This window comes from Corynebacterium sp. MSK297 (assembly GCF_030232885.1).
Lineage (GTDB): Bacteria > Actinomycetota > Actinomycetes > Mycobacteriales > Mycobacteriaceae > Corynebacterium.
On the sequence record NZ_JASPGD010000004.1, the window covers coordinates 213,131 to 236,487 of the forward strand.

The window sequence follows — 23,357 nt, forward strand, 5'->3', positions numbered from 1 at the left end:
TGGGCTGTCGCATAAATTGGGGCCATGAGCGATCGTAAAAATAACCCAGATAAATCGAAGTCCAAGAGTAATTCCGCGCCCCAGCCCGACAAAGCGGATTTTCATGATGACGAATTTGATGTTCCCACTTATCAGGGGCCGCAGCCATCTCAGAAAAAGTCTGCTGTAGATTCTGCCGGTAAAACCGAAGTGAAATCAGACGATAAACCGGAAGACGGACTCGCGTCTTCCGAACAACGCACCACGATTTTCCAGCGGGCCGGGCGCGCGGCGCCGCAGACCATTGAGCCGAATTCTGGTGCTAGTCGGAACCGTGCTGATGGTACTGGACTTGGTGCCGATTCTGAACCGACTGCTCAATTTTCGCAGCAAAGTTCTGCAGCCGGACTAGATAGTTCGGATAAGGCTGCGGCTTCCAGCGCCAATGGTGGTGCAGACGATAACGATAACCAAGTAAGCAGTGATTCGCAGCGTCCCGAATACCGAGATGAAGATTTTGCCTCTACTGAGGTTATTGACCCTGCAGGAAAGCAGACTACGGTGCCGGTGGCAGCATCTGCTATTCCAAACCAGGCCACCCAGTCGAGCAACTCACAGGCAAACAATGCACAGTCGAATAACACACAGTCCAATAACGAGCTGTCGAATAACGAGCTGTCGGGACCTGCACAGCCGTATGCTGGCCAGCAACAATTCCTGGATGATACGTCTTTTGCCCAGGGTAGTGACACACCAGAGGAAGAAGCAGCAGGTGCAGGCGTCACGGAGCATGCTGAATTAACCGAGACGCGTCGCGGCACTATCGACTTCGGATTGTTCTTATTGCGCATTGTATTTTCGGCCTGGCTGATTATTCAGGCAGTGGGGACGTTTTTCTCCTTGGGCAACCATGAGGGAATCGCGGGATTAGAATCCGAATTCTCTGCATATAATCAGGACCACTTGTTGGCTATTGTGGTGCCGTCGTTGCAGTTGGCTGCTGGTATCTTTTTGCTGCTGGGGCTATTGGCGCCGATTGCCAGCATGGTTGCGGTGACAGTGAGTGGTTTTCTGGCTGTACACCAGCTTGCCGACGCGCACATTGGCCTCAACATCTTCAATTGGGAAGAAACCCTGTGGGTGCCGGTCATGGTTGCCGCGATCGCGGTGGTTGTGCAATTCACCGGCCCCGGTTTGTACGCGCTTGATGGTGCTCGTGGGTGGGCACGACGTCCGCTGGCATCGTCCTGGATTTTCGCGATCCTCGGTATCGCTGCTGTGGTTGCTGCCTGGTGGCTGTTCGCAGGTACCAACCCGTTGGCCAGTTAAACACTCAATTCTTAGGGTTCTGGGTGCACCGAGTTTGGGGTGCACTGGGTTCGGGTTTGCGGATCGGCTGGTGCACGGTGCTCCGGGCCCTGGTGGTGCAGACGTCTACGGTCACGAGAACCGGTCAATTCCCAGCCAAGGATGAATAGGGTGGCTAACCCCAGCCAGACAAAATCACTGATAAACAGCTTTGGCCAGAAGCTGAGTGTGTGTACTTCTATGGCGTCGCCGTACCACCACTTGGGCGGCTGCTCGAGGAAGACCAAGACGGAAACCCAGGCTCCGACGACTACGGTGAGGCCATGACTACGCCATGACAGCGCTCGCCAGAACCATACCGGGACGGCAACAGCCAGCCAGACCCAGTGGTGGGACCACGATACCGGCGAAATCAGGAGCATGATTACTGCGTTGATAAGCCAGGCGTCGACAAGATAACCACGGCGTAACATCTGGACCATGAGCCAGGCGCCACCGGCAATCGTGAGAACCACCAGCACTGCCCACAGCGCAGTGACCAGATTTCCGGAGTCTTCCAATGCCCGCTCACTGGTGAACCAGCGCTGGATCATTCCGCGCCAGGAGCTATTGGATTGGTAGGAGGTGTTCACGCCGAAATCGCCACCAGAGCCCATTCCTAGCAGACGGCCGCCGTAGAACTCCCAGGTGGCATCAAAACGCACGAGAGCGGCCAGTAGGGTTGCCAGTACCGCAGAAAAACCCGCTGTGATAATCGCGCGGAACTCTTTGCGCAACAAGAAATACAACAGCATCGCCAGTGGCGTGAGCTTGATGGCTGCTGCGATGCCGATCAGCCAGCCCTGCGGAAGTCTGCGCTTCCGGGGAACCAGATCGAGTACCACCAGCGACAGCAAGATGACGTTGATCTGAGCAAAACCATGATTGAGCTCTACCGGTTCGCTGATCAATGCCAGCGCCCAGCTGGTCGTGGCAGCAGGCAACACCCAGCGGTTATTCTGCATTAGCCAGCGCCAGACTAGCCAGAGACACAACAGCAGCAGCGCATTAGAAATCGCAATGACTATCTGCGCAGCCAGGGTGTCATCAATACCCGGAATCACATTCAGGGGTGCCAGAAAAAGCGCTCCGAAAGGTGGATAAATAAACGGCAGTGCAAGATCACCCGCCAACATTGGCTCGGAGTATATCTCGCGGCCGTGTAAAAATGCGTCGACGCCTTGCCGATAAATCACCATATCCACCGGCGATGTCGTCTCAGCGATGCGATAAATTGTGGCAGCCAGACCCGCAAGTAGCCCGATGATGGTCAGCATTGGGGCACTGTGATGGACACTGTGCTGCCGCAGTGCAGCGTTTGTGCTAGTCATCAACTTGGCGTACGGCCCCTTTATCAGCGCTGGTGGCCATCTTGGCATAGGCACGCAATGCCTTGGTGACGGTGCGTTTGCGTTCGGTTGGGTGCCATGGTTTCTTGCGATTTTCCATTTCTTGTCGACGACGCTCAATCTCTGCGTCGTCCAGCTCTAAAGTCAAGCTGCGTTCCTTGACGGAGATCCGGATCGGGTCTCCGTTTTCAATGAGACCGATGAGCCCACCGGCTGCGGCTTCGGGGGAAATATGGCCGATAGACAAACCGGAAGTGCCGCCGGAAAAGCGGCCGTCGGTGATCAGAGCGCACTTTTTACCCAGCCCGGCGCCCTTCAGAAATGACGTCGGGTGCAACATTTCTTGCATTCCCGGGCCCCCTGCAGGACCTTCGTAACGGATAACGACGACTTCGCCGGGTTGTACCTCATGCTTGAGAATCGAGCTGACGGCGGCTTCTTGGGATTCGAGCACGCGCGCTGGGCCGCTGAATTCCCACAGGCTCTCGTCCACACCCGCGGTTTTCAGCACTGCGCCATCTGGTGACAGGTTGCCACGCAAGACGACCAAACCGCCGTCGGCGGAATGAGCGTGCATGACATCGTGGATGCAGCCGGTTTCGGCGTTGGTATCGAGCGATTCCCAGCGGTTTGTGCTGGAAAATGGCTCGGTGGTACGCACGCCACCGGGCGCGGCATAAAATAGATCCTCGGCATCGGTAATGGCTTTGCCGCCGCGGATATCCCAGTCATTGAGCCAGCCATCCAGGGTGTCGTATTGCACGGTGTGCACGTCTTCGTTGAGCAGCCCTCCGCGTCGGAGCTCGCCGAGGATCGCGGGAATGCCACCTGCGCGGTGGACGTCTTCGACGTGGTAGATGCCATTGGGTGCGACTTTCGACAAACACGGCACCTGGTGCGAGATTTCTTCGATGTCGTGCAGGTCAAAATCGACCTCGCCTTCCTGCGCAGCGGCCAAGGTATGCAGGATTGTGTTCGTGGAACCGCCCATGGCCATATCCAGCGCCATGGCGTTACGGAAGGCATTTTTTGTGGCCACATTACGCGGCAGCACGGAGTCGTCCTCGTTGCCGTAGTAGCGCTCACACATTTCGACGATGAGCTGACCAGCTTTGTGGAATAGTTTTTGGCGCGCCTGGTGCGTAGCGAGTGTCGTACCGTTGCCGGGCAGGGACAATCCGAGGGCCTCGGTCAAGCAGTTCATCGAGTTTGCGGTAAACATGCCGGAGCACGAGCCGCAGGTCGGGCAGGCGGATTCTTCGATCTTGGTCAGCTCGGCGTCGGAAACTTTGTCATTGGCGGATGCCGAGATGGCGTCGACAAGATCCGAGGAAGCCTGCGCTACACCGTCAACGACGACGGCTTTACCCGCTTCCATCGGGCCACCGGATACAAAAACGGTGGGGATATTGAGGCGCATCGCCGCATTCAGCATGCCTGGTGTGATTTTGTCGCAGTTGGAGATGCATACCATTGCATCAACGGTGTGGGCGTTGACCATGTATTCCACGGAATCGGAAATGATCTCACGTGAGGGGAGAGAATACAGCATGCCCGAGTGTCCCATCGCGATGCCATCGTCGACCGCGATGGTGTTGAATTCCTTTGGTACACCGCCTGCTTCACGCACCTGCTCGGCGACGATATCCCCGACGTCTTTGAGGTGGACGTGCCCGGGAACAAACTGTGTGTATGAGTTCACGATCGCGACGATGGGCTTACCAAATTCATTGTCGCGGGTGCCGGTGGCACGCCATAAAGCGCGCGCACCTGCTGCATTACGACCAACGGTCGTGACTTTTGAGCGAAGAGGATACACGTGTGCGCCTTTCTGATTGGATTGTGATTGGCGATACTGTAGGAAATAGCAGATATAGAGTCAGAAGCCAGATTTTTTAGCCGCTGTTATCGCGAGAGCTGCGTCGCGGTTGTGGCTGTTCGTGTTTTTGTGATGCCGGGTGCGATTCATAATGCTGGGCGGCAACACCATCGTATTTTTCAAATTCCTCACGCGTCATCATGATGCGTTGGCCATCGCGGTGCGTGATCACGACTTTGTCGTCGGCGGCTTCTTTGCCTTCGGTGAGAACGTCGCGGATGCGCCCGTGGGAAGCGGCTTCTAGTTGGGGAAGCGATTGGAAGGTCACTCCGGGCAAGTTGTGTTGCTTGCCATCTTTGGTGCTGGCAAAAACGCGGGCGCGTTGAAATCCGATGCCCTGGAAATCATTCCAGTTAATGAAAATATCGGACTTAAAAGCGTAGGTGATGGCAATACCTGCCGCAGTAACTGTGGTTTTCGCGCGCACGGTCCAGTAGATAAAAACTAGCGGGAATATTAATAACCAGCCGAGCACGAGTGGAGCCCATGCGATGCCCATGATCGCGATACCAATGATGAGTACAGCGGCAATGATGTGGGTGCGCTCTGGGCGGAAACTTGTGCCCTGGGCAGGTTGTTCTGCAACACTCATGGCGACCATGCTACGGGATGAATGAAAAATCTTTAATTCGTTGATACCTTCAACGTGGTTTCCGTGGCTGGTGGTGCTAGTGGGCCGTGGACTAATTCACCGTCGATCTCAATGCTTGAGCCAAGCACACGCACGACGAGCAAGGTAATAAACAATAGGGACAGCCCCGTCGTCGATGGGCGTAGGTTGCCGTTGAAGGAAAATAGCTTGCCGACGAGTGTGCGCGGGTCGAACCTGCGGTAGTGCTCGGAGTCTTGTGCGGTCAGCTCTGTGATTTCTTGGCTGTTTTCTTCCGGAGTGTTGGTTCCCAGCGAAATATCGACCCACGGGTTTTCTGCATAAGCACCGGAGGTATCGGTGTTGTCGTTGCTGGAGGGTTTTTCTCGCAGCGAGATTTCTCCTTGCAGGTCGCCGCTGATAGTGGGAGCTGAGCCGTATTCGCTCCAGAACTCTTCCATAACTGATAAGCGGATGGCGCGCTCAACCATCCATTGCATGCCTGCTTCGGTCAAAATCATGGCGCGGATATTGACCGTCCATGGCATCCCGACGACTGTCGGTGGGTTGACACCATTGCCGACGGCCGGGTGGATCTCTAATTCGCCTCGTAGCACTTCGGTAATTTCTGGCACTTCTAGTGCACGCTTGGTCGCTTTTTCGAATCTTTCGACGGCTTGCCACGGGCTTTTGACTTCCAGCAGTGGCACGGGCATGACGACGACAGCAGAGGACCAATAGTGCGAGTGGTTGATGCACACGCGTGCGGTCGAGTTGGGAATAATGATGGTTTCTTCATTCAAGGTGCGAATGCGGGTTGCCCGCATCGTGACCTGGATGATGGTGCCTTCGACTTCAATCCCGTTGCCTTCGAATTTCACCCAGTCGCCGATGCCGTATTGTTTTTCCGAAAGAATGAAAAACCCGGCCAAGAAGTCGGCGATGATCGATTGTGCGCCCAGACCTACTGCAGCAGAAGCCGCGGTGGCCGGGATTGTGGCACCTACCAGAGAAAAGCCGAGTTGTTGTAGGAAAAAGACGAACAGCACGAAGTAGGCGATGAGTTGCACAATATAAATTGCTACGCCTGCCACTGCCAAGGAAGATTTAGATTCATCAAAATCGGCGATGCGTTGTGAACGGTGTTGTGACCAGCGGTGGGCCAGGCGTCCCGCTCGTGGAACCAGCAGCGCGGCGATGAAAAGTAACGCGAAATCTACGCCCCGTTCGATCGACCAGCGCCAGATCTGTTCCAACACGAAATCTAGCGTCATGTGGGGTTATTTTAGACTCCACGGAAGTGCTTTTGTGAGCCAGATGGGGGTGAAATCGAGTTTTCTCACACCGTTGTGTAATGTAGATCTCGTGATCAACGGAATTCGACTTCAAGTAGTAGTGCCCTAGGGGGCGTGTCCGAACGCGACACACTTGCAGCCGTATTACCGCACGCCTCCGACAGCACCCACCACAGTGCACATGTCGGGGGCTTTTGTCGTAAGAGGACCGCAGTAAAACACCGCAGCTTTGCGCCCTCGAACTGATCACCTGAGCGTCAAATAAAAATAATCTTGATGGAATGGAGACCCACAACGTGTCGGCCACAAACCAGCCCAGCCCGTCGGCAGGTGCTTCCGCCGCCGGTTCGAATGCCGCAAGTGTGCGCATGATCGGTGCAGAAGCCATCGTGAAGACCTTGGAGGACCTCGGGACCGATATTGCTTTTGGTATTCCGGGTGGTGCGGTGCTTCCTCTCTATGATGCGCTGTACAACTCACAAAAGCTGCGCCACGTGCTGGCTCGTCACGAGCAGGGCGCTGGCCATGCCGCAGAAGGCTATGCACAAGCAACTGGAAAAGTCGGTGTCATGGTCGCAACCTCCGGCCCTGGCGCGACGAACCTGGTCACGCCACTGGCGGATGCCATGTTGGATTCCGTCCCTGTCGTGGCTATCACCGGACAGGTGGGGTCGAAAATGCTGGGTACAGATGCTTTCCAGGAAGCTGATATCCGCGGTGTCACCATGCCGGTAACCAAACATAATTTCATGGTGACTCACGTCGAAGACATCCCAGAGGCGATCGTTGCCGCTTTTCACCTGGCTGCAACGGGACGGCCAGGCCCGGTTCTGGTGGACATCCCGAAGGATCTACAGGTCGCCGAGATGGATTATGTCTTCCCGACGACGGTGGACTTGCCAGGTTATAAGCCGGTGACTAATCCGCACCCACGCCAGTTGACAGCTGCGGCAGAACTGATCTCTCAATCAGACAAGCCAGTGCTGTATATCGGTGGTGGTGTCATCAAGGCTGAAGCGCACCGTGAACTTCGTGAATTCGCAGAATATACCGGCATTCCGGTGGTTACCACGTTGATGGGCCTGGGGTCGTTCCCAGATTCGCATGAGCTGCACATGGGAATGCCTGGCATGCATGGTTCCGTGCCAGCCGTGGCAGCTTTGCAGCGTTCCGATTTGCTGATCACCGTTGGCGCGCGTTTTGACGACCGCGTGACAGGTGATACTTCTACCTTTGCCCCGGATGCCAAGGTGATTCATGCTGATGTGGATCCGGCAGAAATCGGGAAAATCCGCGCGGTCGATGTGCCCATCGTGGGCGATGCTCGTGAGGTGTTGCTAGGGCTGCTGCGCGCATTCCAGAACAATTCTTCCCGAGCGGTCCGTGATTTCACCCCGTGGTTGACTTATCTTCGTGGCTTGCAAGAACGCTTCCCGCGTGGTTATGACGAACAAGAAGATGGATCGCTGTCGCCACAGTTTGTCATCGAGCAATTGTCGAAGGCGGCGGGCCCTGATGCGGTCTATGTTGCTGGTGTGGGGCAGCATCAGATGTGGTCGGCACAGTTCCTGGATTTCGAACAACCGCGGTCGTGGTTGAACTCGGGCGGTTTGGGAACCATGGGTTATTCGGTCCCGGCTGCAATGGGGGCGAAAGCTGGCTGCCCGGACAAGGAAGTTTGGTCGATTGACGGTGATGGTTGTTTCCAGATGACCAACCAGGAGCTGACGACCTGCTTTATGGAAGGCTTCCCAATCAAGGTGGCGCTGATCAACAACGGCAACTTGGGTATGGTGCGTCAATGGCAAACGCTGTTTTTCAATGAACACTATTCCAACACCAAATTGAAAAAAGAAAACAGTGATTACGTTCCGGATTTTGTCCGCCTATCCGAAGCGATGGGGTGCGTTGCGCTGCGGGTGACCAAAAAAGAAGATGTGCCACCTGCTATTGCGCAGGCACGTGAGATTAACGATCGCCCTGTGGTCATCGATTTTGTCGTCGGAGAAGACGCGCAGGTATGGCCGATGGTGTCCGCGGGCGCGTCCAACTCCGATATCCAGTATGCAAAGGATTTGCGTCCGCTTTTCGACGAAGATAACTCTGCAGGGGAATCACCAGCAGAAATCCACGAGACCGTGCAAGAGCACCCGGAACAGGAGAAGTAACCATGGCTGCAAATGAGACCACTCGCCACACGTTGTCTGTCCTGGTGCAGGACGTCGACGGTATTATCTCGCGCGTCGCGCAGCTGTTTACCCGTCGTGGTTATTCGCTCATTTCTCTAGTTTCCGGGCGCACCGAAAAATCAGGTATTAACCGACTGACCGTGGTTGTCGATGCAGATGATGTCGTGATCGAGCAGGTTACCAAACAGCTGAATAAGCTGATTGAGGTTTTGAAGGTTGTTCGGCTGGAAGATGCGCAAGCGATTGCGCGCCAGATGATGCTTGTCAAGGTCTCTGCGGATGCCTCGAACCGCCCGCAGGTGGTAGATGCTGCGAACATCTTCCGTGCGCGGATCGTGGACGTGGCAAAAGAATCTGTGGTGATTGAAGTCACGGGTACTTCGGGCAAGCTTCGCGCGTTGCTCGATGTACTGGAACCGTTCGGGGTGCGCGAGCTGGTCATGGGTGGACGTATCGCCCTGGCGCGCGGACCAAAGACGATGGCACCAGGAAAATAACCTCTAATCTCATATAGTGACTTGCCAGTCTCATATCGTGATACGCAATGTGCTAAATTGAGGGTGGGCTAGACGCTTATTACTGGCGCTGATTACCATAGAATCAATAAGAAAGGATCTGTCATGGCTATTGAAACTTTTTATGATGATGACGCGGACCTGTCGATCATCCAAGGCCGTAAGGTAGCCATTATCGGCTACGGTTCCCAGGGGCATGCGCACGCGCAAAACTTGCGCGATTCCGGCGTTGAGGTTGCCATTGGTTTGCGCGAGAACTCCAAGTCGCGCGCCAAGGCAGAAGAAGCTGGTTTTGAAGTCAAGACCAACGCGGAAGCTGCCCAGTGGGCAGATGTCGTCATGGTTCTGGCGCCTGATACCGCCCAGCAAGACCTCTACAACAACGAAATTGCCCCGCACTTGAAGGATGGCGACGCTGTCCTGTTCGGCCATGGTCTGAACATTCACTTCAAGCTGATTGAGCCAGCCGACAACATCACTATCGGCATGGTCGCACCTAAGGGCCCTGGCCACCTGGTACGTCGCCAGTTTGCAGACGGCAAGGGTGTTCCATGCTTGATCGCTATCGAACAGGATCCAAAGAAGGAAGGCCACGACCTCTGCCTGTCTTATGCTGCAGCCATCGGTGGTGCTCGCGCAGGTGTTATCCCAACCACCTTTGAAGCAGAAACTGTTACCGACCTGTTCGGTGAGCAGGCTGTTTTGTGTGGTGGTACGGAACAGCTGGTCAAGACTGGCTTTGAGGTGTTGGTTGAGGCCGGCTATGAGCCAGAGATGGCGTATTTCGAGTGCCTGCACGAGCTCAAGCTGATCGTGGATCTGCTTTTCGAAGGCGGCCTGACCAACATGAACTACTCGGTATCCGATACTGCCGAGTTTGGTGGTTACCTATCTGGGCCTCGCGTGATCAACGACGAGACCAAGCAGCGCATGAAGGACATCCTGAGCGATATTCAGGACGGTACCTTCACCAAGCGCCTCATCGACAACGTGGAAAACGGCAACAAGGAGCTGGAGGATCTTCGTAAGGAGACCAACGAGCACCAGATTGAAACCACCGGTGCTAAGCTGCGTGACCTGATGAGCTGGGTCAAGAACCCACTTGATGCCACGGCGTAACCGTAGCTTGGCGGTAACAGCTGTTATCGCCGCAAGCGGCATGGTGGTCGCTTCATGCAGTTCGGTGCAGCAAAACTTCGAATCGCGGCCGTTTGAAAAGACCACCGCCGCCGTGCCCACCTCGGTTAATCAGGCCAGGTCAGAAAACCTGAACCGCTTCGTCGATGACGCATATCCCAATAAGGTGCAAATCATCGCTGAAGATTACGGATTGGACACTGTGCGAGAGTTTTTCGCACAGTCTCGCACCCTGATTGTGGTCGAAAATCGTGCTGGTGCGATTGCCCGGGGCGCCTCCATCGCCATTGCACAATACGCGCCAGTGGTGATTTATGATCGCAGCGTGCACCGGGATATCAACGAATTGATTGCTGATCTCAACGTGGAACGAGTTCTTACCGTCGGGAGGGTGGGAATTGCTGACGCCAAGGGTGCAGTAGAGGTCTTTAACGATCCCGGAACTGACCAAGCCTTGGCTGATTTCACCGCGCATGAATTCGAACAAATTGAGGTCAAAGACCCGGCTAACCTCGTGCACGCGCTGTCGCAGTTAACGCCGGGCGGTTCTCAAGAGGTCGTCGCTACCTGGGACCCATTGGAAACCCGAGAGCACGATAAGCTTCCGGCGGTATACGCGCAATCGCGTCGTGATAAAGAAATGGCTCCGGTGATGGTGGCCACGAATGAATCACCAGCTATTTCGGTGGCTAATGCTACGGCGTTCGGGGCCAAGGTACGCGTTATGTCCAATCCAGATCCGACGCACAACTTTGAGTCGTTATCGATGGTGGCAGGTCTTGCTGACGGCCCGCTGGTCGCTTTCGGGCGTCAATTCGGCACGGAACGCGAATTCGCCCATCAAATTCGGGTTGCGGAGCTTTCCGCACAACGCGCTGAAGATACCGTGAAATCGGAAAAGAAGGTCTCGAAGGGAAAGTCTGCGAACCGTTAGCTCGGTACCTGATGAAAATTACAACGGGCGCTGTGCGGAGACCAATCCGCGAATTTTAATCCCGGTAGAGCTCGCAGCACCGGGCCTACCGGGTTGTATAATCCAAACCACATCCCAAGTTCATAGTAACTCTATGTAACCCAACATCTTTTGCAGGAGAGTATTTCAGTGACCAAGCCGGTGGTTTTAATTGCAGATAAGCTAGCCCAGTCCACGGTTGACGCCTTGGGTGATGCCGTCGAGGTGCGTTGGGTCGACGGACCAAACCGCAAAGAGCTACTAGCTGCCGTGGGCGAAGCTAATGCACTGCTCGTGCGTTCGGCAACAACCGTTGACAAGGAAGTCCTTGCAGCTGCACCAAACCTCAGCATCGTCGGCCGCGCGGGCGTTGGCTTGGATAACGTCGATATTGACGCTGCCACCGAGCGCGGCGTGATGGTTGCAAACGCTCCAACCTCGAACATACACTCGGCTTGTGAGCAAGCGATTGCCCTTTTGATGGCCACTGCTCGCCAGATTCCTGCTGCTGATAAAACTCTGCGCGATGGCGAATGGAAGCGCTCCTCGTTCAAAGGTGTCGAAGTTTTCAATAAAACCATCGGTATCGTCGGCTTTGGCCACATAGGTCAGCTATTTGCCCAGCGTTTGGCAGCATTCGAAACCGAAATTATTGCCTATGACCCATACGCAAACCCGGCGCGCGCCGCGCAGCTGGGCGTGGAATTGGTGGGCTTGGATGAGCTGATGTCACGGTCTGATTTCGTGACTATCCACCTGCCAAAGACTAAAGAAACTGCCGGCATGTTTAATGCCGAGCTGTTGGCAAAGGCGAAAAAAGGGCAGATTATCATCAACGCAGCTCGTGGCGGTCTGGTTGATGAGGCTGCGCTGGCTGAATCCATCAAATCCGGCCACCATCGTGGTGCCGGTTTCGATGTCTACGAATCTGAACCATGCACTGATTCGCCGCTGTTTGACTTGCCAGAAACCGTCGTTTCGCCGCACTTGGGTGCGTCCACCGTGGAAGCACAAGATCGTGCAGGCACCGATGTCGCTGCGTCTGTGTTGAAGGCTCTGCGTGGCGAATTCGTTGCTGATGCTGTCAATGTTTCTGGTGGACGTGTCGATGAAGAGGTCGCACTTTGGCTGGAGTTGTCACGCAAGCTGGGCATTGCTGCTTCCCGGTTACTCGATGGCGCGCCAGTGTCGCTGGAGGTTACCGGTTGCGGTGAGCTGTCGACAGAAAACCTTGATGTTCTAGGGCTGTCGGCTGTCCGAGGTCTGTTTAGTGGTGTTACCGATGAGGCAATCACCTTTGTGAACGCACCGCAGGTTGCTGAGCAACGCGGTCTGCAGATCAACGTGGATAGCCAGACCGAATCGGCATATCACCGCTCGTCGCTTCAGGTGAAAGTCGTGAACTCTAACGGCGAGTCGGCCACCGTGGTTGGTGCGCTGACTGGTACGGAACGCGTTGAAAAGATCGTGCGTATCGACGGCCGCGGCGTCGACATGCGGGCGGAGGGGCGCAACCTGTTTTTCCAGTACACCGACGTTCCTGGTGCCTTGGGAATTGTTGGTACCGAGCTGGGCAACGCCGGCATCAACATCGAGGCTGCTGCTTTGACGCAGGCAGCTAAGGGCGACGGCGCAATTCTGATTCTGCGTGTGGAAGCGGAAGTGCCGGCGGAGCTGGAGAAGACTATTGCAGACAAGCTGTCTGCAGAATCATTCCAGCTGGTTTTCTAAAACTGGTTTTAGGCTTAGTATCTGCGGTGCCATTCAAGTTTTTTGAGTGTTGCACCGAACTGGGCAATATCGTCAAGCTCGAGCGTGGCCATCGCAGTAGCTCGCAGGATTGCTTGCCCGCGTGCCACGGTGGGATAGCGAATGGCGGGGACATGAAATCCGTGCTGGGCTAGAGCTGTTGCCAACTCCATCGCGGCAGATTCCGCGCCAACGGGCAGTGGGATAATCGGGGAGTACCCGGCGGCGCTGTCATTACCGTCACCCCGTCTGTCGGCGATCGTGCGTAGTGCAGCGACTCGTTGTTGCAGACGCACCACTGGGTGGTGGTCAGTCAGTGGCTGTTGAATGATGTGTAACGCCGCGGAGATGGCAGCACAGTTGGGTGCGCTACACGCGGTGGAATAGACATAGCCGCGCGCCTGATTGCGTAACATGTGTGCCACCGCTGCTGAACAGGCGGCGAAGCCGCCTTCTGCGCCGAGTGCCTTGCTCGCGGTGACAATCAGGATATCGGGGCGCGTGGCGTATGCCTCGATGGCACCGATTCCATGTTTGCCGACGGTCCCGATGCCGTGCGCATCATCGATCATGAGCCATGCACCGTGGCGGTCGCAGATCTCACGCAGCACTGCGAGATCCGCGATGTCACCGTCCATGGAAAATACTCCGTCGCTGACCACCAGTTTGTACGGACTGGTGCATTGCGTTAGTTGTTGTTCTAATGTGGCGTAGTCTAGGTGCGGGTAGATGCTTTTCTGCGCGCCGGAGGCCCCGGCTAGGCGGATACCGTCGATCAGACTGGCGTGATTTAAAGAATCAGAAAAGATCTGTAGATCCGGCGTGGCTAGTGTCTGTAATACGGAAATATTGGCTTGATAGCCGGTGGTGAACAGCACGGCGTCGTCAAAGCCTACAAATCCAGCAAGTTCTTCTTCTACTCGGCGGTGCCAGGTGGTAGAACCCGTCGTCAAGCGGGATCCACCCGAGCCAGCACCGAAGGTCTCTAGCGCAGACCGGGCTGCGGCGATGACTTCTGGGTGGGTGGCTAGGCCAAGGTAATTCGACGACGACAACAAGATACGTTTGTCGGAGTGTCCGTGTAGTCGTGCTCGTCGGTCTTGCGGGCCAGCAAATTCCACGGGGGTGCGTAACAACCCTTGGCGCTTCCAGCTTTCTAGCCGTTGGGAGGCGAGGTCTTCGAGTTTCATCCGACGATCACCGCTTGGTTTTCCAAGTACTCCGAAATTTCGGCGAGTGCTTGTTCGTCGGAGCGGTCAATAACGATCACGCGGGTGCCTTGGTTGGTGCCTGCAGCTTTCATATGCGGGATGCGGTAATACCGACCTTGCACACAGGCATAACCGGTGGTGTAGTCCGGGTCGTCGGAGATGCAGATTTCTGCCACTACGTGTGGGCATGAGGCAACCTTTGCGGCGAGCACGCGCGCCTCGTGGACATAATTCTTATTGCCGGGTTGGGCTGTGGCGTCGAGGTCCAGCGAACTGCGGTGATCCATCGTGCTGGCGCGCACCCCGCGGTGCATATTCGGTTCCACACGGTGCCCGGTTGCGACATCGACCAGCATGGCTCCGCGCATTCCGGTCACGGTTTCCAAATAATTCCAGATGGTGTCGCCATGCGGGGTGATCTCTGCGAGGAAGTCCGTCACTAGCTCGCGCGCCTGGCTGGGGGTAACACACGGTAATTCGGTTACCATGAGTTCTGGCACATAGACAATGTCGTCTGCAGCAAGTGCAGTGGTGGTGACCACGATGGAATCGGGGATCCCTTTCGGGTGACCCAGTGCGCGGGCGTGCAAGTTTTTGCTTACTTGGCTGACGAAGCGGGCAGGCACGATGCGTTCTGCCCCGGAAATATGGGCCCCGGCGCGGCTGGCTCGCATTTTGATCGAATACAGGGTCTCCGGCATGTGTGTATTTTAAACCATCACAACGCTTGTTGCCTGCGTTTTAGTGCCGTGAACTGCATTAAACAGTGTTCAAGGTTTCGTAGCGGTGGCAGCTATTAGGCTGGAGCTATGGCTGAAGCGCGTAATGAGGATCAGACAACCGGCGAACCTAACAATGGCACGCGTGACGACGTGGGTGTTGGAGACGTGCGTGATAAAGACGTGCGCAATGGTATTGGCAGTAGCGCAGGTGTGAATGCGCGGCTGCTCGCGATTTTTGATCCCACCGTGATGCGCCCGGAGGACGTGCGTGCTGTCGACATGCCACCAGCGTCCATCACTGCTGCACATGCGGGGATTGGCCAGCTCAATGATTCTCTGCAGACAGTCGTCGGCAAGCTCGGTGACATTACACCAGCGCCCGCAGTGATCGCCCTGCAGTCGTCTCTCGCACTGGTAGCGCTTGCCCCGGAGCAGGAACCGACGGCGATGACCAGTATCTTTCAGGCGATGATCCCGAATGCGCTGGGACTGGTGGATATAGACCGCGATACGGTTCTGGCCTATGGCGATGACCTGGTTCGTTACCCTATGACTACGGCGCAGTACACCTTGGGCTGGTCCTCTCCTTCAGGAATTAAAGATGTACTGGCGGCGATTCAGCGGCAGCAGACTGACACCGCGTATTCGCGTACGGATTATGTGAAAATTATTGATCGCAAGCCTGCGTACACCGCGCACGCCGGAAATCAGCAACAGACCGACGATTCCACGCAGGAAGCTGCAGCCAGTGCTAAAACGCACTCGCAGTGGGATACCCAGCATTATATCCAGAGTTTTTATTCCGCTACCTCGGGTTCGGTGGGCACGCAGGGCAATATCATGGCCGAAGAAGGCTTCTGGATTGAAGTGCGCAACGGTGCCGCAGAGCTGCATTTTGGCATCGGGGGATTGGACTTGCCGACGGCTACCGATGTCTTTCGTCGCTGGTTGGATGGTGAACGGAAGTTCCCGGATATCGGGCAGTGGCAAAAGCTAATTATCTAGCGGGTACGCTAAGAGAAAACCGCATTTTGAGAAAGGATACCATTGTATGAGACTCGCTGTTATTGCTGGCGACGGTATCGGCCCGGAAGTGACTGCAGAAGCACTGAAGGTGCTGCAGGCCGTGCGTGACGACGTCGATGTGACCCGTTTTGACTTGGGCGCAGAGCGCTACCTGGAAACCGGCGACACGCTGACCGACGAAGATCTTGCTGCGTTGCGCGAGCACGACGCGATTTTGCTCGGTGCGATCGGAGATCCCCGCAAGGTTGCATCGGGAGTTTTGGAACGCGCGTTGTTGCTGAAGCTACGTTTTGCTTTGGATCATCACGTTAATCTGCGCCCGTCGAAGCTGTATCCGACCTCAACTACTCCGCTGGCTAATCCGGGCGAGATCGATTTTGTGGTGGTTCGCGAAGGTACTGAGGGCCTGTATTGCGGTAACGGTGGAGTTCTGCGTGAGGGAACACCGCACGAGGTGGCCAGCGAGGTTTCGCAAAACACCCGGTATGGCGTCGAGCGCGTCGTACGCGATGCTTTCGAGCGCGCCAATAATCGCCGCAAACACCTCACCCTGGTGCACAAGACAAATGTTCTGGTCAATGCTGGTGGTTTGTGGATGCGTACGGTACAGGAGGTGGGCCAGGAATATCCGGATGTCACCGTCGATTATCACCACATTGATGCTGCCACTATCTACATGGTGACCGATCCTGCGCGTTACGACGTCATCGTCACCGATAACCTGTTTGGCGATATCTTGACCGACTTGGCTGGTGCTGTCACTGGTGGTATTGGGCTGGCAGCCTCTGGCAATATTGATGCCTCGGGTGCCAACCCATCGATGTTTGAGCCGGTGCACGGCTCTGCACCTGATATTGCAGGCCAGGGTGTAGCCGATCCGACTGCGGCGATTTTGTCGGTGGCGTTGATGCTGCGGCATCTTGGCGACGAAGATAACGCCAGCAAAGTGGAACAAGCCGTGGCTGCGGATATCAGTTCTCGTGGTAACCAGGCTATTTCGACCACTGAGGTGGGTGACCGCATCGCCGCAGCGGTGAATGCATAGGATAGTAAGCATGAATCCTCGCTCAACGCTCTCGAAAGCATATCTGTCACGTTCGGTTTCCAGCTCCGCCGCGCCGCCGACGACTCCACGCTCTACGCCTTCTCGTGCAAAGAAGGCAGCCGGAATGAGTATTGCGGCTGTGATGGCGTGTGCGTTAGTGGCGTGTGCGGACGCTGAGGAGGATTCCTCACCGCTCAGTTCTGCACATGAGCAGGACGCGGCCGGTGAAGGTGCAAGTGGTGACAAAAAATCCGGCCCACCAGTGGCCACCGCATTATCGGATGGCAACCGCACCGGTGATGTCACCATTGATGATTTTTACGATGATTTTTCCACGGTTGTTGTCGCGGCTGAGGAAGAAGGTGCACAGCGCACCGCGGCCACGGTTGCGGTAGAAGAATCTGTGCCGATGATTGCCACCATGGCTGAGTTTGAGATGGATGTGGTGGAGTTTTTTGAGTCGCATGACATCGACAACATCATCACCGTCGGCAATCCAATCGCTCCCGCTGGCCACGAGTGGTCAGAGTGGTCGGATAGTGTAGAGGCGCACCCCGGCGACCGGCCCGGCGCAGCGCCTGATGAAGCAGCGTCCGATCAAACAGCATCCGATCAAGCAGCGTCCGATGAGGTTGCGGATGCTTCTGCTACCAACGACGCTGGCACTGCTGATGCCCCTGCGCAGACCGGTGAGAACACCACACCGATGCCGTGGGCCTACGAGGGCCCAAAGATCGCTGGGCTGTTGGAACACTTGGAAAACAACGGAAAGCTTCCCCAGAAAACTGGGAAAGATGCTACGCCGATTTATGTCAGTGAGCAGACCGCACTGGCTTCTGTTGCGTCAGTGTTGGCAGCAGGCAATGAAGTGACTGTCTTGGATGCGCCGGACATCCGCGCAACCCCGGAATCCATGGAAGCCGCACTCAACGGCGACATCATCACCTTGGGCGCGGCATTCGGAGATCAGGATTATGTTGACCGCACGGTGGATTTGGCTGAAAACGGTGAGCTTCCTGGCGGCGGCGGGCTGGTATTCCCGGGCCGTCGCATGATTGCTTTGTACGGCCACCCTGCTGGTCCGGCATTGGGCGTGATGGGGGAGATGCCGCCAGAAGAAGCTATCCGGCATGCGCACGATCTGGTCGATCAATATCAGCACTTGGATGACCAGCCCGTGATCCCTGCCTTCGAGATCATCGCCACGATCGCAGCCGCACAGCCCGGCCCACACGGCTTGTACACCAACTACACTGACGAAGCGGAACTGCAGCCGTATATTGATGCCGCGGTTGCGGATGGCGGTTACGCGTTCTTGGACTTGCAGCCGGGCCGCGAAAGCTTGCTGGAACAGGCGAAACATTACGAAGAGCTGCTAAAGCAGCCGTATGTGGGCCTTGCATTGGACCCAGAATGGAAATTGGGGCCTGATGAAGTGCCTCTGCAGCAAGTGGGTCACGTTGATGCCGCAGAGATCAATGAGGTTGCTGATTGGTTGGCAGAGTTGGTGCGCGAGAACAACTTGCCACAGAAAGGTCTGATGGTGCACCAGTTCCAGCACCAGATGATCCGCAACCGTGAAGCGGTAAATACTAACCACCCAGAACTGGGCTTTGTGCTGCATGCCGATGGTCATGGTCCGCCAGCGGAGAAGTTTGCTACCTGGGATATGGTCCGTAATGATCTTTCCGACGGTTGGTACATGGCGTGGAAGAACTTCATTGATGAAGACAATCCGACCTTTACTCCGGATGAGACGTATCAGATTAATCCTCGTCCATGGTTTGTTTCTTATCAGTAGTCCGAGCTAACTAGTCTATGGCCTGGTTCACGCCGGTTTGCTTGTGTGGAAACCGCTACTTTTACGCTCTGCTCCAGTAATCTAGGGACATGAGCGTTGAAGTAGAGGAAGTCACCAGCTTTTTGGCTGAGCATGAGCCATTTTCGCATTTGCCGCCAGCTGATCTGGCGGCTATTTCTGCATCTATGACCATGCGCTATATCCGGCGTGGCACCACGATCATTACCGCGGGCCAACGTAATGACATCTTGCATGTCATTCGTTCTGGAGCCGTGGATGTGCTAGATTCCGACGGCGGGCTGCTGGACCGCCGCGAGCCGGGCTTGAGCTTTGGCTATTCAACGCTAGTGGCGAATCCGGGGGTTGCTGAATCACGCTATACCACCGTGGCGGTAGAAGACAGTCTGGTGCTCGAGTTATCGCGCGAAGATTTCCAACGCGCAAGTGCAGAGCATCCGGATATTGAGCGTTTTTACTCTTTGCAAACCCGGCAGATCCGCAGTGCGGCACAGGAGCTTGCCGACGACGCCGCTACGGGGGTGTTACGCACCCCTCTGCGCGATGTCATGATCGTGAACCCGCAGGCCACCAGGCCGGACACCAGCATTGCCACGGCCGCACAACAAATGCGGGAACAAGCAGTTTCATCCCTGCTGATTACTGCCGACGGAGCCCTGTGCGGCATTGTTACCGATCGCGACATGACCGGCCGCGTGGTTGCGCAGTCACTGGATACCTCCTTGCCGGTTCGCGAAGTGATGACGCGGGACCTGCGTACCGTCACTCCAGAGACACTGGCATTTGAAGCAATGTTGCTGATGGCCGAGCTGAAAATCCACCACTTACCAGTGTTGCAAGAAGGTAAAGCCGTCGGGGTAGTCGCTGGTGCCGATATTGCACGATTACTCCGAGTCAACCCTATCTACTTAACCGCAGACTTTTCTCGACGGACTTCCCGTGAGGAACTGCGTGATACTTATCGTGAGGCCTGCGCGGTGATTGCGCGTTTTCTCGATCGCAGCGGTGATTTTGCGGAAGCCGCGCAGATGATGACCATCGCCGCAGACAGTATCGCTCGCCGGCTATTGGAACTGGCAGAAGAACAATTCGGCGCGCCACCGGTTCCGTATGCCTTTGTGGTTTTGGGCTCGCAAGGCCGTCGCGAGATGGGGCTGTCCTCGGATCAAGACAACGCGATGGTGTTGTCTAATGATTATGACCCAGACCTCCATGGTGAATACTTTGCGAAGTTGGCGCGTTGGGTGTGCGAGGGTCTCGCCGAGGCCGGACAAGAGTGGTGCCCAGGCGATATGATGGCGACAAATCCGCAGTGGCGCCAGACGGCCCGTGGTTGGGAGGATACCTTCCACACGTGGATTACCGCACCAGATGCCGATGCTTTATTGCATGCGCAGACCTTCTTTGATTTCCGCCCGATCTATGGCGATCTTGCGCTTGCCGACGCCGTTCACCGCACAGCGGTGCGCATGGGCGGCGAGTCCAAGCGTTTGCACGCGCATCTGGCAAGCCTAGCTGCGCGTCGTGAGCCTCCGTTGACGTTTTTCAAAGGCTTGGTGGTGGAGCGTTCCGGTGATTACGCACGCACGCTAAATATTAAAACTGGCGGCACGTACAGCATCGTGCAGATGGCGCGGCTCTATGCCATCGCATCCGGGGTTGATGCCGTTGACACTGCAACCCGGCTAGAACATGCAGCTGGTTCTGGTGTATCCAGAGAGGGGGCACGCGATCTTGCCGACGCTTTCTATTTCCTGCGCACACTCACCTTGCGCCATCAGGCGCGGCAACTTCGTCATGGTGAGCAGCCGGATTACCACGTGGATCCGAAGCGGCTGTCGAAAATGGATCGCGAGCATCTCCGAGATTCTTTCCAGGTGATCAAGCGTATGCAATCCGCGCTTGGTAATAAATACCCTGTGCGCACTATTTCTTAAATTATAGGTGAAACAATAGGTGGTGCTTGTGAGTTTTCGTTCTGCTATTTCTGCCATCTCCGGGGGGTTGTGGGGCCAAAAGACCTTCGATATTGCTGCGCCTGCGGGTCATATTGCGTTGGATGAGCTGCCGATGCTCGCGGTGGATATGGAAACCACCGGGATTAAGCCTGCCCGCGATGCGATGCTCTCGATCGGATGGGTGCCGCTCAATGGTCGCAGCATTGATCTATCTGGTGCAGGCTATGTGGTGGTTGCTGGGGCTGAGGTAGGCGAGTCTGCCACTATCCATGGTCTTACTGACGACGAGGTCGCCACGGGTGTCTCACCGGAAGAAGCGATCGAGCAGCTGCTGCAGGCACTGCAGGGCCGTGTGCTGTTGGCACACTTTGCAGCGTTAGAGACGGGCTTTGTGCACAAACATTGTCGGCAACTGTATGACGGCGCGGTCCCAGATCTCACGGTCGTCGACACGTTTAGCCTCGAACGACGCCACATGGAGCGCATGGCAACCTACCCGCGCGGGGAAGATCTGCGTTTACCGCGGGTTCGTGAGCGTTATCGTTTACCGTATTACACCAGCCACAACGCTTTAAACGATGCGTTGGCCTGCGCGGAAGCGTATCTTGCGATTACCTCGGCGAGCAATGTGCGCACCTTAAAAGATATTAGGGAATAGGCCTTGTACAGTAGAAAGCATGCGTTTTGGACGAATTGCTCACCCAGAGGGTATGGCTTTTGTCGTCATCGAAGGTGATGATGAGCTGGTTGCCCGCGAAATTTCTTCCACCCCATTCACTGAGCCGGAATTTACTGGCAAGGAATGGAAGTTGGATGACGTAAAACTCTTGGCTCCGATGCTGCCATCGAAAATTGTGGCACTCGGACGCAATTATGCAGACCACGTTGCGGAGGTGTTCAAAGAATCTGCAGAATCGCTGCCTCCGACACTGTTTTTGAAGCCTCCAACAGCGATTACCGGCCCGGGGGCCCCGATTAAGATTCCGGATTTTGCCACCCGCGTAGAATTCGAAGGCGAGTTGGCATTGGTGATTTCTCGCCCGTGCAAAAACCTGAAGGCCGAGCAGTGGAAAGATGTCACGCTGGGCTTTACCATCATTAACGATGTTTCCTCACGTGACCTGCAGTTTTCAGATGGCCAGTGGGCTCGTGCTAAAGGCATCGACACCTTCGCTCCGTTGGGTCCGTGGATTGAGACGGATGTCGATAAATTCGATCTATCGGATCATCCGATCAAGGCGTATCTCACCCATGACGGCGAAACTAATATCAAGCAAGATTCTTCTACCGGCCAGATGATCAATACCGTGGGCCAGATTTTGGAAAAGATCACGGCGTCGATGACGCTGTTGCCAGGCGACGTTGTGTGCACCGGTTCGCCAGCTGGCACGGAGGAAATGGTGCCAGGTGATTTCATTGAAATTGAAATCCCAGGTTTGGGCAAGCTCGGCAACCCAGTAGAGCGTGCTTAATTTTTTATAAACCCAGCGAACGCAGAATCGTCTGTAGCTTCGCTGTGGTTTCTGCCAATTCTTGTTCGGGGTCGGAATCAGCCACGATACCGCCACCGGCCCAGGTACGTCCCTGGCGGCCCCAGATTTCTGCGCAGCGGATGGCCACCAAATACTCGCCGTCGCCGGTGTTATCGCACCAGCCAACCGCACCGGCATAAAACCCGCGGGCAGATTCCGCGGTATGGATCAAATGATCGGCCGCTGCGGTTGGGGTGCCGCAAATTGCGGGGGTGGGGTGGATGTGAGCGGCAAGCTCCAGCGCGCTTAATTGCGGCTGTTTCAGCTGCCCGCTAATCGGGGTTGCCAGGTGCCACATTTCATTGGTTTTGATCAACCGTGGCTTCGTCGGAATGCTCAGCTGCTCGCACAGTGGGGATAGCGCCGCACGCAGATGATCCACCACGAATGCGTGTTCGTGCAGGTCTTTTACAGAATTCTGGAGCTGAAACCGTGCGTTTTCGTCTGTGACAGGATCTGTCGAACGTGCAGCCGACCCGGCCATGGGGATGGCGCTGACAGTAGAGCCCTGTCGTTTCACCAATACCTCTGGTGATGAGCCCACCAGCATGTGGCCTTCGCGTCCAGCAGGCGAGAGGTCAGCGATGAAACCGTCGTGGTGAGCAGAGTTATCAATTAATCGGGCAGCAACTAACCGGGGGTCGACGTCGGCAAGAAATTCGAAATCGACTGCCCGGGCGAGCACGACTTTTTCTAAGCGTGACGAGATGATCGTGTCGATGGCGGCTTCCACCCGCCGCAGGTGTTCTTGTGGTTCTGGATCCACCGAGGTGATCCGCGCGCGCAAGTCACCCTGGCGATAATAGGCGGGCGGTTCCAGTGGGCCGTCTTCCCGAATGATGGATTCTGGCACCGTGAGCGCAGCCCGGTCATTGGGATTGAAGGGCAAGGCACCGACGATCATTTCGTGCTGGCCGTCGGCAAGCGCCTGGGTGGCTTGGTTGATGTCGGTGTAGGTGTCCACACAACCTTGGGTACGCACAGATCCGTGTGCTCGAGAGAGCAAAAAATCCGGTGCGGTGGTAGGGCGGGACGATTGCATAACTGTCGATAATACCGCCCCT

At 55.9% G+C, this 23,357-nt stretch carries 19 protein-coding genes; 12 read left to right on the top strand and 7 right to left on the bottom strand.

Features of this window, described 5'->3' with window-relative positions:
• Positions 1 to 24: 24 nt before the first annotated feature.
• Entirely contained in the window at positions 25 to 1,308 is a 1,284-nt protein-coding gene (locus QP888_RS06100) for a DoxX family protein (RefSeq protein WP_284812604.1), read from the top strand.
• Between the two features lie 11 nt (positions 1,309 to 1,319).
• Here the strand turns inward: QP888_RS06100 and QP888_RS06105 are convergent, their stop codons facing one another.
• The 4 genes from QP888_RS06105 to QP888_RS06120 all read right to left on the bottom strand — a co-directional run bounded on the left by QP888_RS06105 (position 1,320) and on the right by QP888_RS06120 (position 6,417).
• Positions 1,320 to 2,657, bottom strand: coding sequence for a glycosyltransferase family 87 protein (locus QP888_RS06105; protein WP_284812605.1), 1,338 nt, complete (start codon positions 2,655 to 2,657; stop codon positions 1,320 to 1,322).
• The gene (ilvD, locus tag QP888_RS06110) at positions 2,650 to 4,494 is read right to left on the bottom strand and encodes a dihydroxy-acid dehydratase (protein WP_284812606.1); all 1,845 of its coding nucleotides are present in this window, start codon (positions 4,492 to 4,494) and stop codon (positions 2,650 to 2,652) included. Before ilvD ends, QP888_RS06105 begins: the two co-directional genes overlap by 8 nt.
• A gap of 76 nt (positions 4,495 to 4,570) precedes the next feature.
• On the bottom strand, positions 4,571 to 5,146 hold the full coding sequence (locus tag QP888_RS06115) for a PH domain-containing protein (RefSeq protein ID WP_284812607.1): 576 nt from the start codon (positions 5,144 to 5,146) through the stop codon (positions 4,571 to 4,573).
• Between the two features lie 32 nt (positions 5,147 to 5,178).
• On the bottom strand, positions 5,179 to 6,417 hold the full coding sequence (locus tag QP888_RS06120; protein ID WP_284812608.1) for a mechanosensitive ion channel family protein: 1,239 nt from the start codon (positions 6,415 to 6,417) through the stop codon (positions 5,179 to 5,181).
• 302 nt (positions 6,418 to 6,719) lie between these two features.
• Here QP888_RS06120 and QP888_RS06125 point away from each other — a divergent pair, with 302 nt between their 5' ends.
• The 5 genes from QP888_RS06125 to serA all read left to right on the top strand — a co-directional run bounded on the left by QP888_RS06125 (position 6,720) and on the right by serA (position 12,962).
• Positions 6,720 to 8,606 carry an acetolactate synthase large subunit gene (locus QP888_RS06125; RefSeq protein ID WP_284812609.1) on the top strand — a complete coding sequence of 629 codons (1,887 nt, stop codon included), beginning with the start codon at positions 6,720 to 6,722 and terminating at the stop codon, positions 8,604 to 8,606.
• Positions 8,607 to 8,608: 2 nt separating this feature from the next.
• Complete coding sequence (gene ilvN, locus QP888_RS06130; RefSeq protein ID WP_284812610.1) at positions 8,609 to 9,124, top strand: acetolactate synthase small subunit; 516 nt, start codon at positions 8,609 to 8,611, stop codon at positions 9,122 to 9,124.
• A 123-nt stretch (positions 9,125 to 9,247) separates the two neighbouring features.
• Complete coding sequence (gene ilvC, locus QP888_RS06135) at positions 9,248 to 10,261, top strand: ketol-acid reductoisomerase (protein WP_284812611.1); 1,014 nt, start codon at positions 9,248 to 9,250, stop codon at positions 10,259 to 10,261.
• Positions 10,248 to 11,213, top strand: coding sequence for a hypothetical protein (locus QP888_RS06140; protein WP_284812612.1), 966 nt, complete (start codon positions 10,248 to 10,250; stop codon positions 11,211 to 11,213). Before ilvC ends, QP888_RS06140 begins: the two co-directional genes overlap by 14 nt.
• A gap of 168 nt (positions 11,214 to 11,381) precedes the next feature.
• Positions 11,382 to 12,962: a phosphoglycerate dehydrogenase gene (serA, locus tag QP888_RS06145; RefSeq protein ID WP_284812676.1), complete on the top strand. Its 1,581-nt coding sequence runs from the start codon at positions 11,382 to 11,384 to the stop codon at positions 12,960 to 12,962.
• A gap of 14 nt (positions 12,963 to 12,976) precedes the next feature.
• Here serA and QP888_RS06150 read toward each other — a convergent pair whose 3' ends face one another.
• Positions 12,977 to 14,170 carry an aminotransferase class I/II-fold pyridoxal phosphate-dependent enzyme gene (locus QP888_RS06150; RefSeq protein WP_284812613.1) on the bottom strand — a complete coding sequence of 398 codons (1,194 nt, stop codon included), beginning with the start codon at positions 14,168 to 14,170 and terminating at the stop codon, positions 12,977 to 12,979.
• Positions 14,167 to 14,892 (bottom strand): 6-carboxyhexanoate--CoA ligase, encoded by a 726-nt coding sequence (locus tag QP888_RS06155; RefSeq protein WP_284812614.1) that lies wholly within the window; start codon positions 14,890 to 14,892, stop codon positions 14,167 to 14,169. Before QP888_RS06155 ends, QP888_RS06150 begins: the two co-directional genes overlap by 4 nt.
• 108 nt (positions 14,893 to 15,000) lie before the next feature.
• Here QP888_RS06155 and QP888_RS06160 point away from each other — a divergent pair, with 108 nt between their 5' ends.
• The 6 genes from QP888_RS06160 to QP888_RS06185 all read left to right on the top strand — a co-directional run bounded on the left by QP888_RS06160 (position 15,001) and on the right by QP888_RS06185 (position 22,233).
• Positions 15,001 to 15,918, top strand: a complete 918-nt coding sequence (locus QP888_RS06160) for a hypothetical protein (RefSeq protein WP_284812615.1) — start codon at positions 15,001 to 15,003, stop codon at positions 15,916 to 15,918.
• Between the two features lie 46 nt (positions 15,919 to 15,964).
• Positions 15,965 to 16,984: a 3-isopropylmalate dehydrogenase gene (locus QP888_RS06165; RefSeq protein ID WP_284812616.1), complete on the top strand. Its 1,020-nt coding sequence runs from the start codon at positions 15,965 to 15,967 to the stop codon at positions 16,982 to 16,984.
• Between the two features lie 10 nt (positions 16,985 to 16,994).
• Positions 16,995 to 18,785: a hypothetical protein gene (locus QP888_RS06170; protein WP_284812617.1), complete on the top strand. Its 1,791-nt coding sequence runs from the start codon at positions 16,995 to 16,997 to the stop codon at positions 18,783 to 18,785.
• Between the two features lie 89 nt (positions 18,786 to 18,874).
• A complete protein-coding gene (locus tag QP888_RS06175; protein ID WP_284812618.1) occupies positions 18,875 to 20,740 on the top strand; it encodes a DUF294 nucleotidyltransferase-like domain-containing protein in 1,866 nt (621 codons plus the stop codon).
• A gap of 22 nt (positions 20,741 to 20,762) precedes the next feature.
• On the top strand, positions 20,763 to 21,419 hold the full coding sequence (locus tag QP888_RS06180; RefSeq protein WP_502869132.1) for an exonuclease domain-containing protein: 657 nt from the start codon (positions 20,763 to 20,765) through the stop codon (positions 21,417 to 21,419).
• Positions 21,420 to 21,438: 19 nt separating this feature from the next.
• Entirely contained in the window at positions 21,439 to 22,233 is a 795-nt protein-coding gene (locus QP888_RS06185) for a fumarylacetoacetate hydrolase family protein (RefSeq protein WP_026167789.1), read from the top strand.
• A gap of 4 nt (positions 22,234 to 22,237) precedes the next feature.
• Here the strand turns inward: QP888_RS06185 and QP888_RS06190 are convergent, their stop codons facing one another.
• Positions 22,238 to 23,335, bottom strand: a complete 1,098-nt coding sequence (locus QP888_RS06190; RefSeq protein WP_284812619.1) for an isochorismate synthase — start codon at positions 23,333 to 23,335, stop codon at positions 22,238 to 22,240.
• Between the last annotated feature and the right edge of the window lie 22 nt (positions 23,336 to 23,357).

Bases quoted from the DNA above. Each gene is read 5' to 3' on its own strand.
- ilvC (WP_284812611.1), top strand. From the start codon at position 9,248: ATGGCTATTGAAACTTTTTATGATGATGACGCGGACCTGTCGATCATC.
- QP888_RS06155 (WP_284812614.1), bottom strand. From the start codon at position 14,892: ATGCCGGAGACCCTGTATTCGATCAAAATGCGAGCCAGCCGCGCCGGG.
- QP888_RS06185 (WP_026167789.1), top strand. From the start codon at position 21,439: ATGCGTTTTGGACGAATTGCTCACCCAGAGGGTATGGCTTTTGTCGTC.
- QP888_RS06100 (WP_284812604.1), top strand. From the start codon at position 25: ATGAGCGATCGTAAAAATAACCCAGATAAATCGAAGTCCAAGAGTAAT.
- QP888_RS06120 (WP_284812608.1), bottom strand. From the start codon at position 6,417: ATGACGCTAGATTTCGTGTTGGAACAGATCTGGCGCTGGTCGATCGAA.
- QP888_RS06125 (WP_284812609.1), top strand. From the start codon at position 6,720: ATGGAGACCCACAACGTGTCGGCCACAAACCAGCCCAGCCCGTCGGCA.
- QP888_RS06165 (WP_284812616.1), top strand. From the start codon at position 15,965: ATGAGACTCGCTGTTATTGCTGGCGACGGTATCGGCCCGGAAGTGACT.
- QP888_RS06190 (WP_284812619.1), bottom strand. From the start codon at position 23,335: ATGCAATCGTCCCGCCCTACCACCGCACCGGATTTTTTGCTCTCTCGA.
- QP888_RS06140 (WP_284812612.1), top strand. From the start codon at position 10,248: ATGCCACGGCGTAACCGTAGCTTGGCGGTAACAGCTGTTATCGCCGCA.
- QP888_RS06170 (WP_284812617.1), top strand. From the start codon at position 16,995: ATGAATCCTCGCTCAACGCTCTCGAAAGCATATCTGTCACGTTCGGTT.
- QP888_RS06115 (WP_284812607.1), bottom strand. From the start codon at position 5,146: ATGAGTGTTGCAGAACAACCTGCCCAGGGCACAAGTTTCCGCCCAGAG.
- ilvN (WP_284812610.1), top strand. From the start codon at position 8,609: ATGGCTGCAAATGAGACCACTCGCCACACGTTGTCTGTCCTGGTGCAG.
- QP888_RS06150 (WP_284812613.1), bottom strand. From the start codon at position 14,170: ATGAAACTCGAAGACCTCGCCTCCCAACGGCTAGAAAGCTGGAAGCGC.
- QP888_RS06160 (WP_284812615.1), top strand. From the start codon at position 15,001: ATGGCTGAAGCGCGTAATGAGGATCAGACAACCGGCGAACCTAACAAT.
- QP888_RS06175 (WP_284812618.1), top strand. From the start codon at position 18,875: ATGAGCGTTGAAGTAGAGGAAGTCACCAGCTTTTTGGCTGAGCATGAG.
- QP888_RS06105 (WP_284812605.1), bottom strand. From the start codon at position 2,657: ATGACTAGCACAAACGCTGCACTGCGGCAGCACAGTGTCCATCACAGT.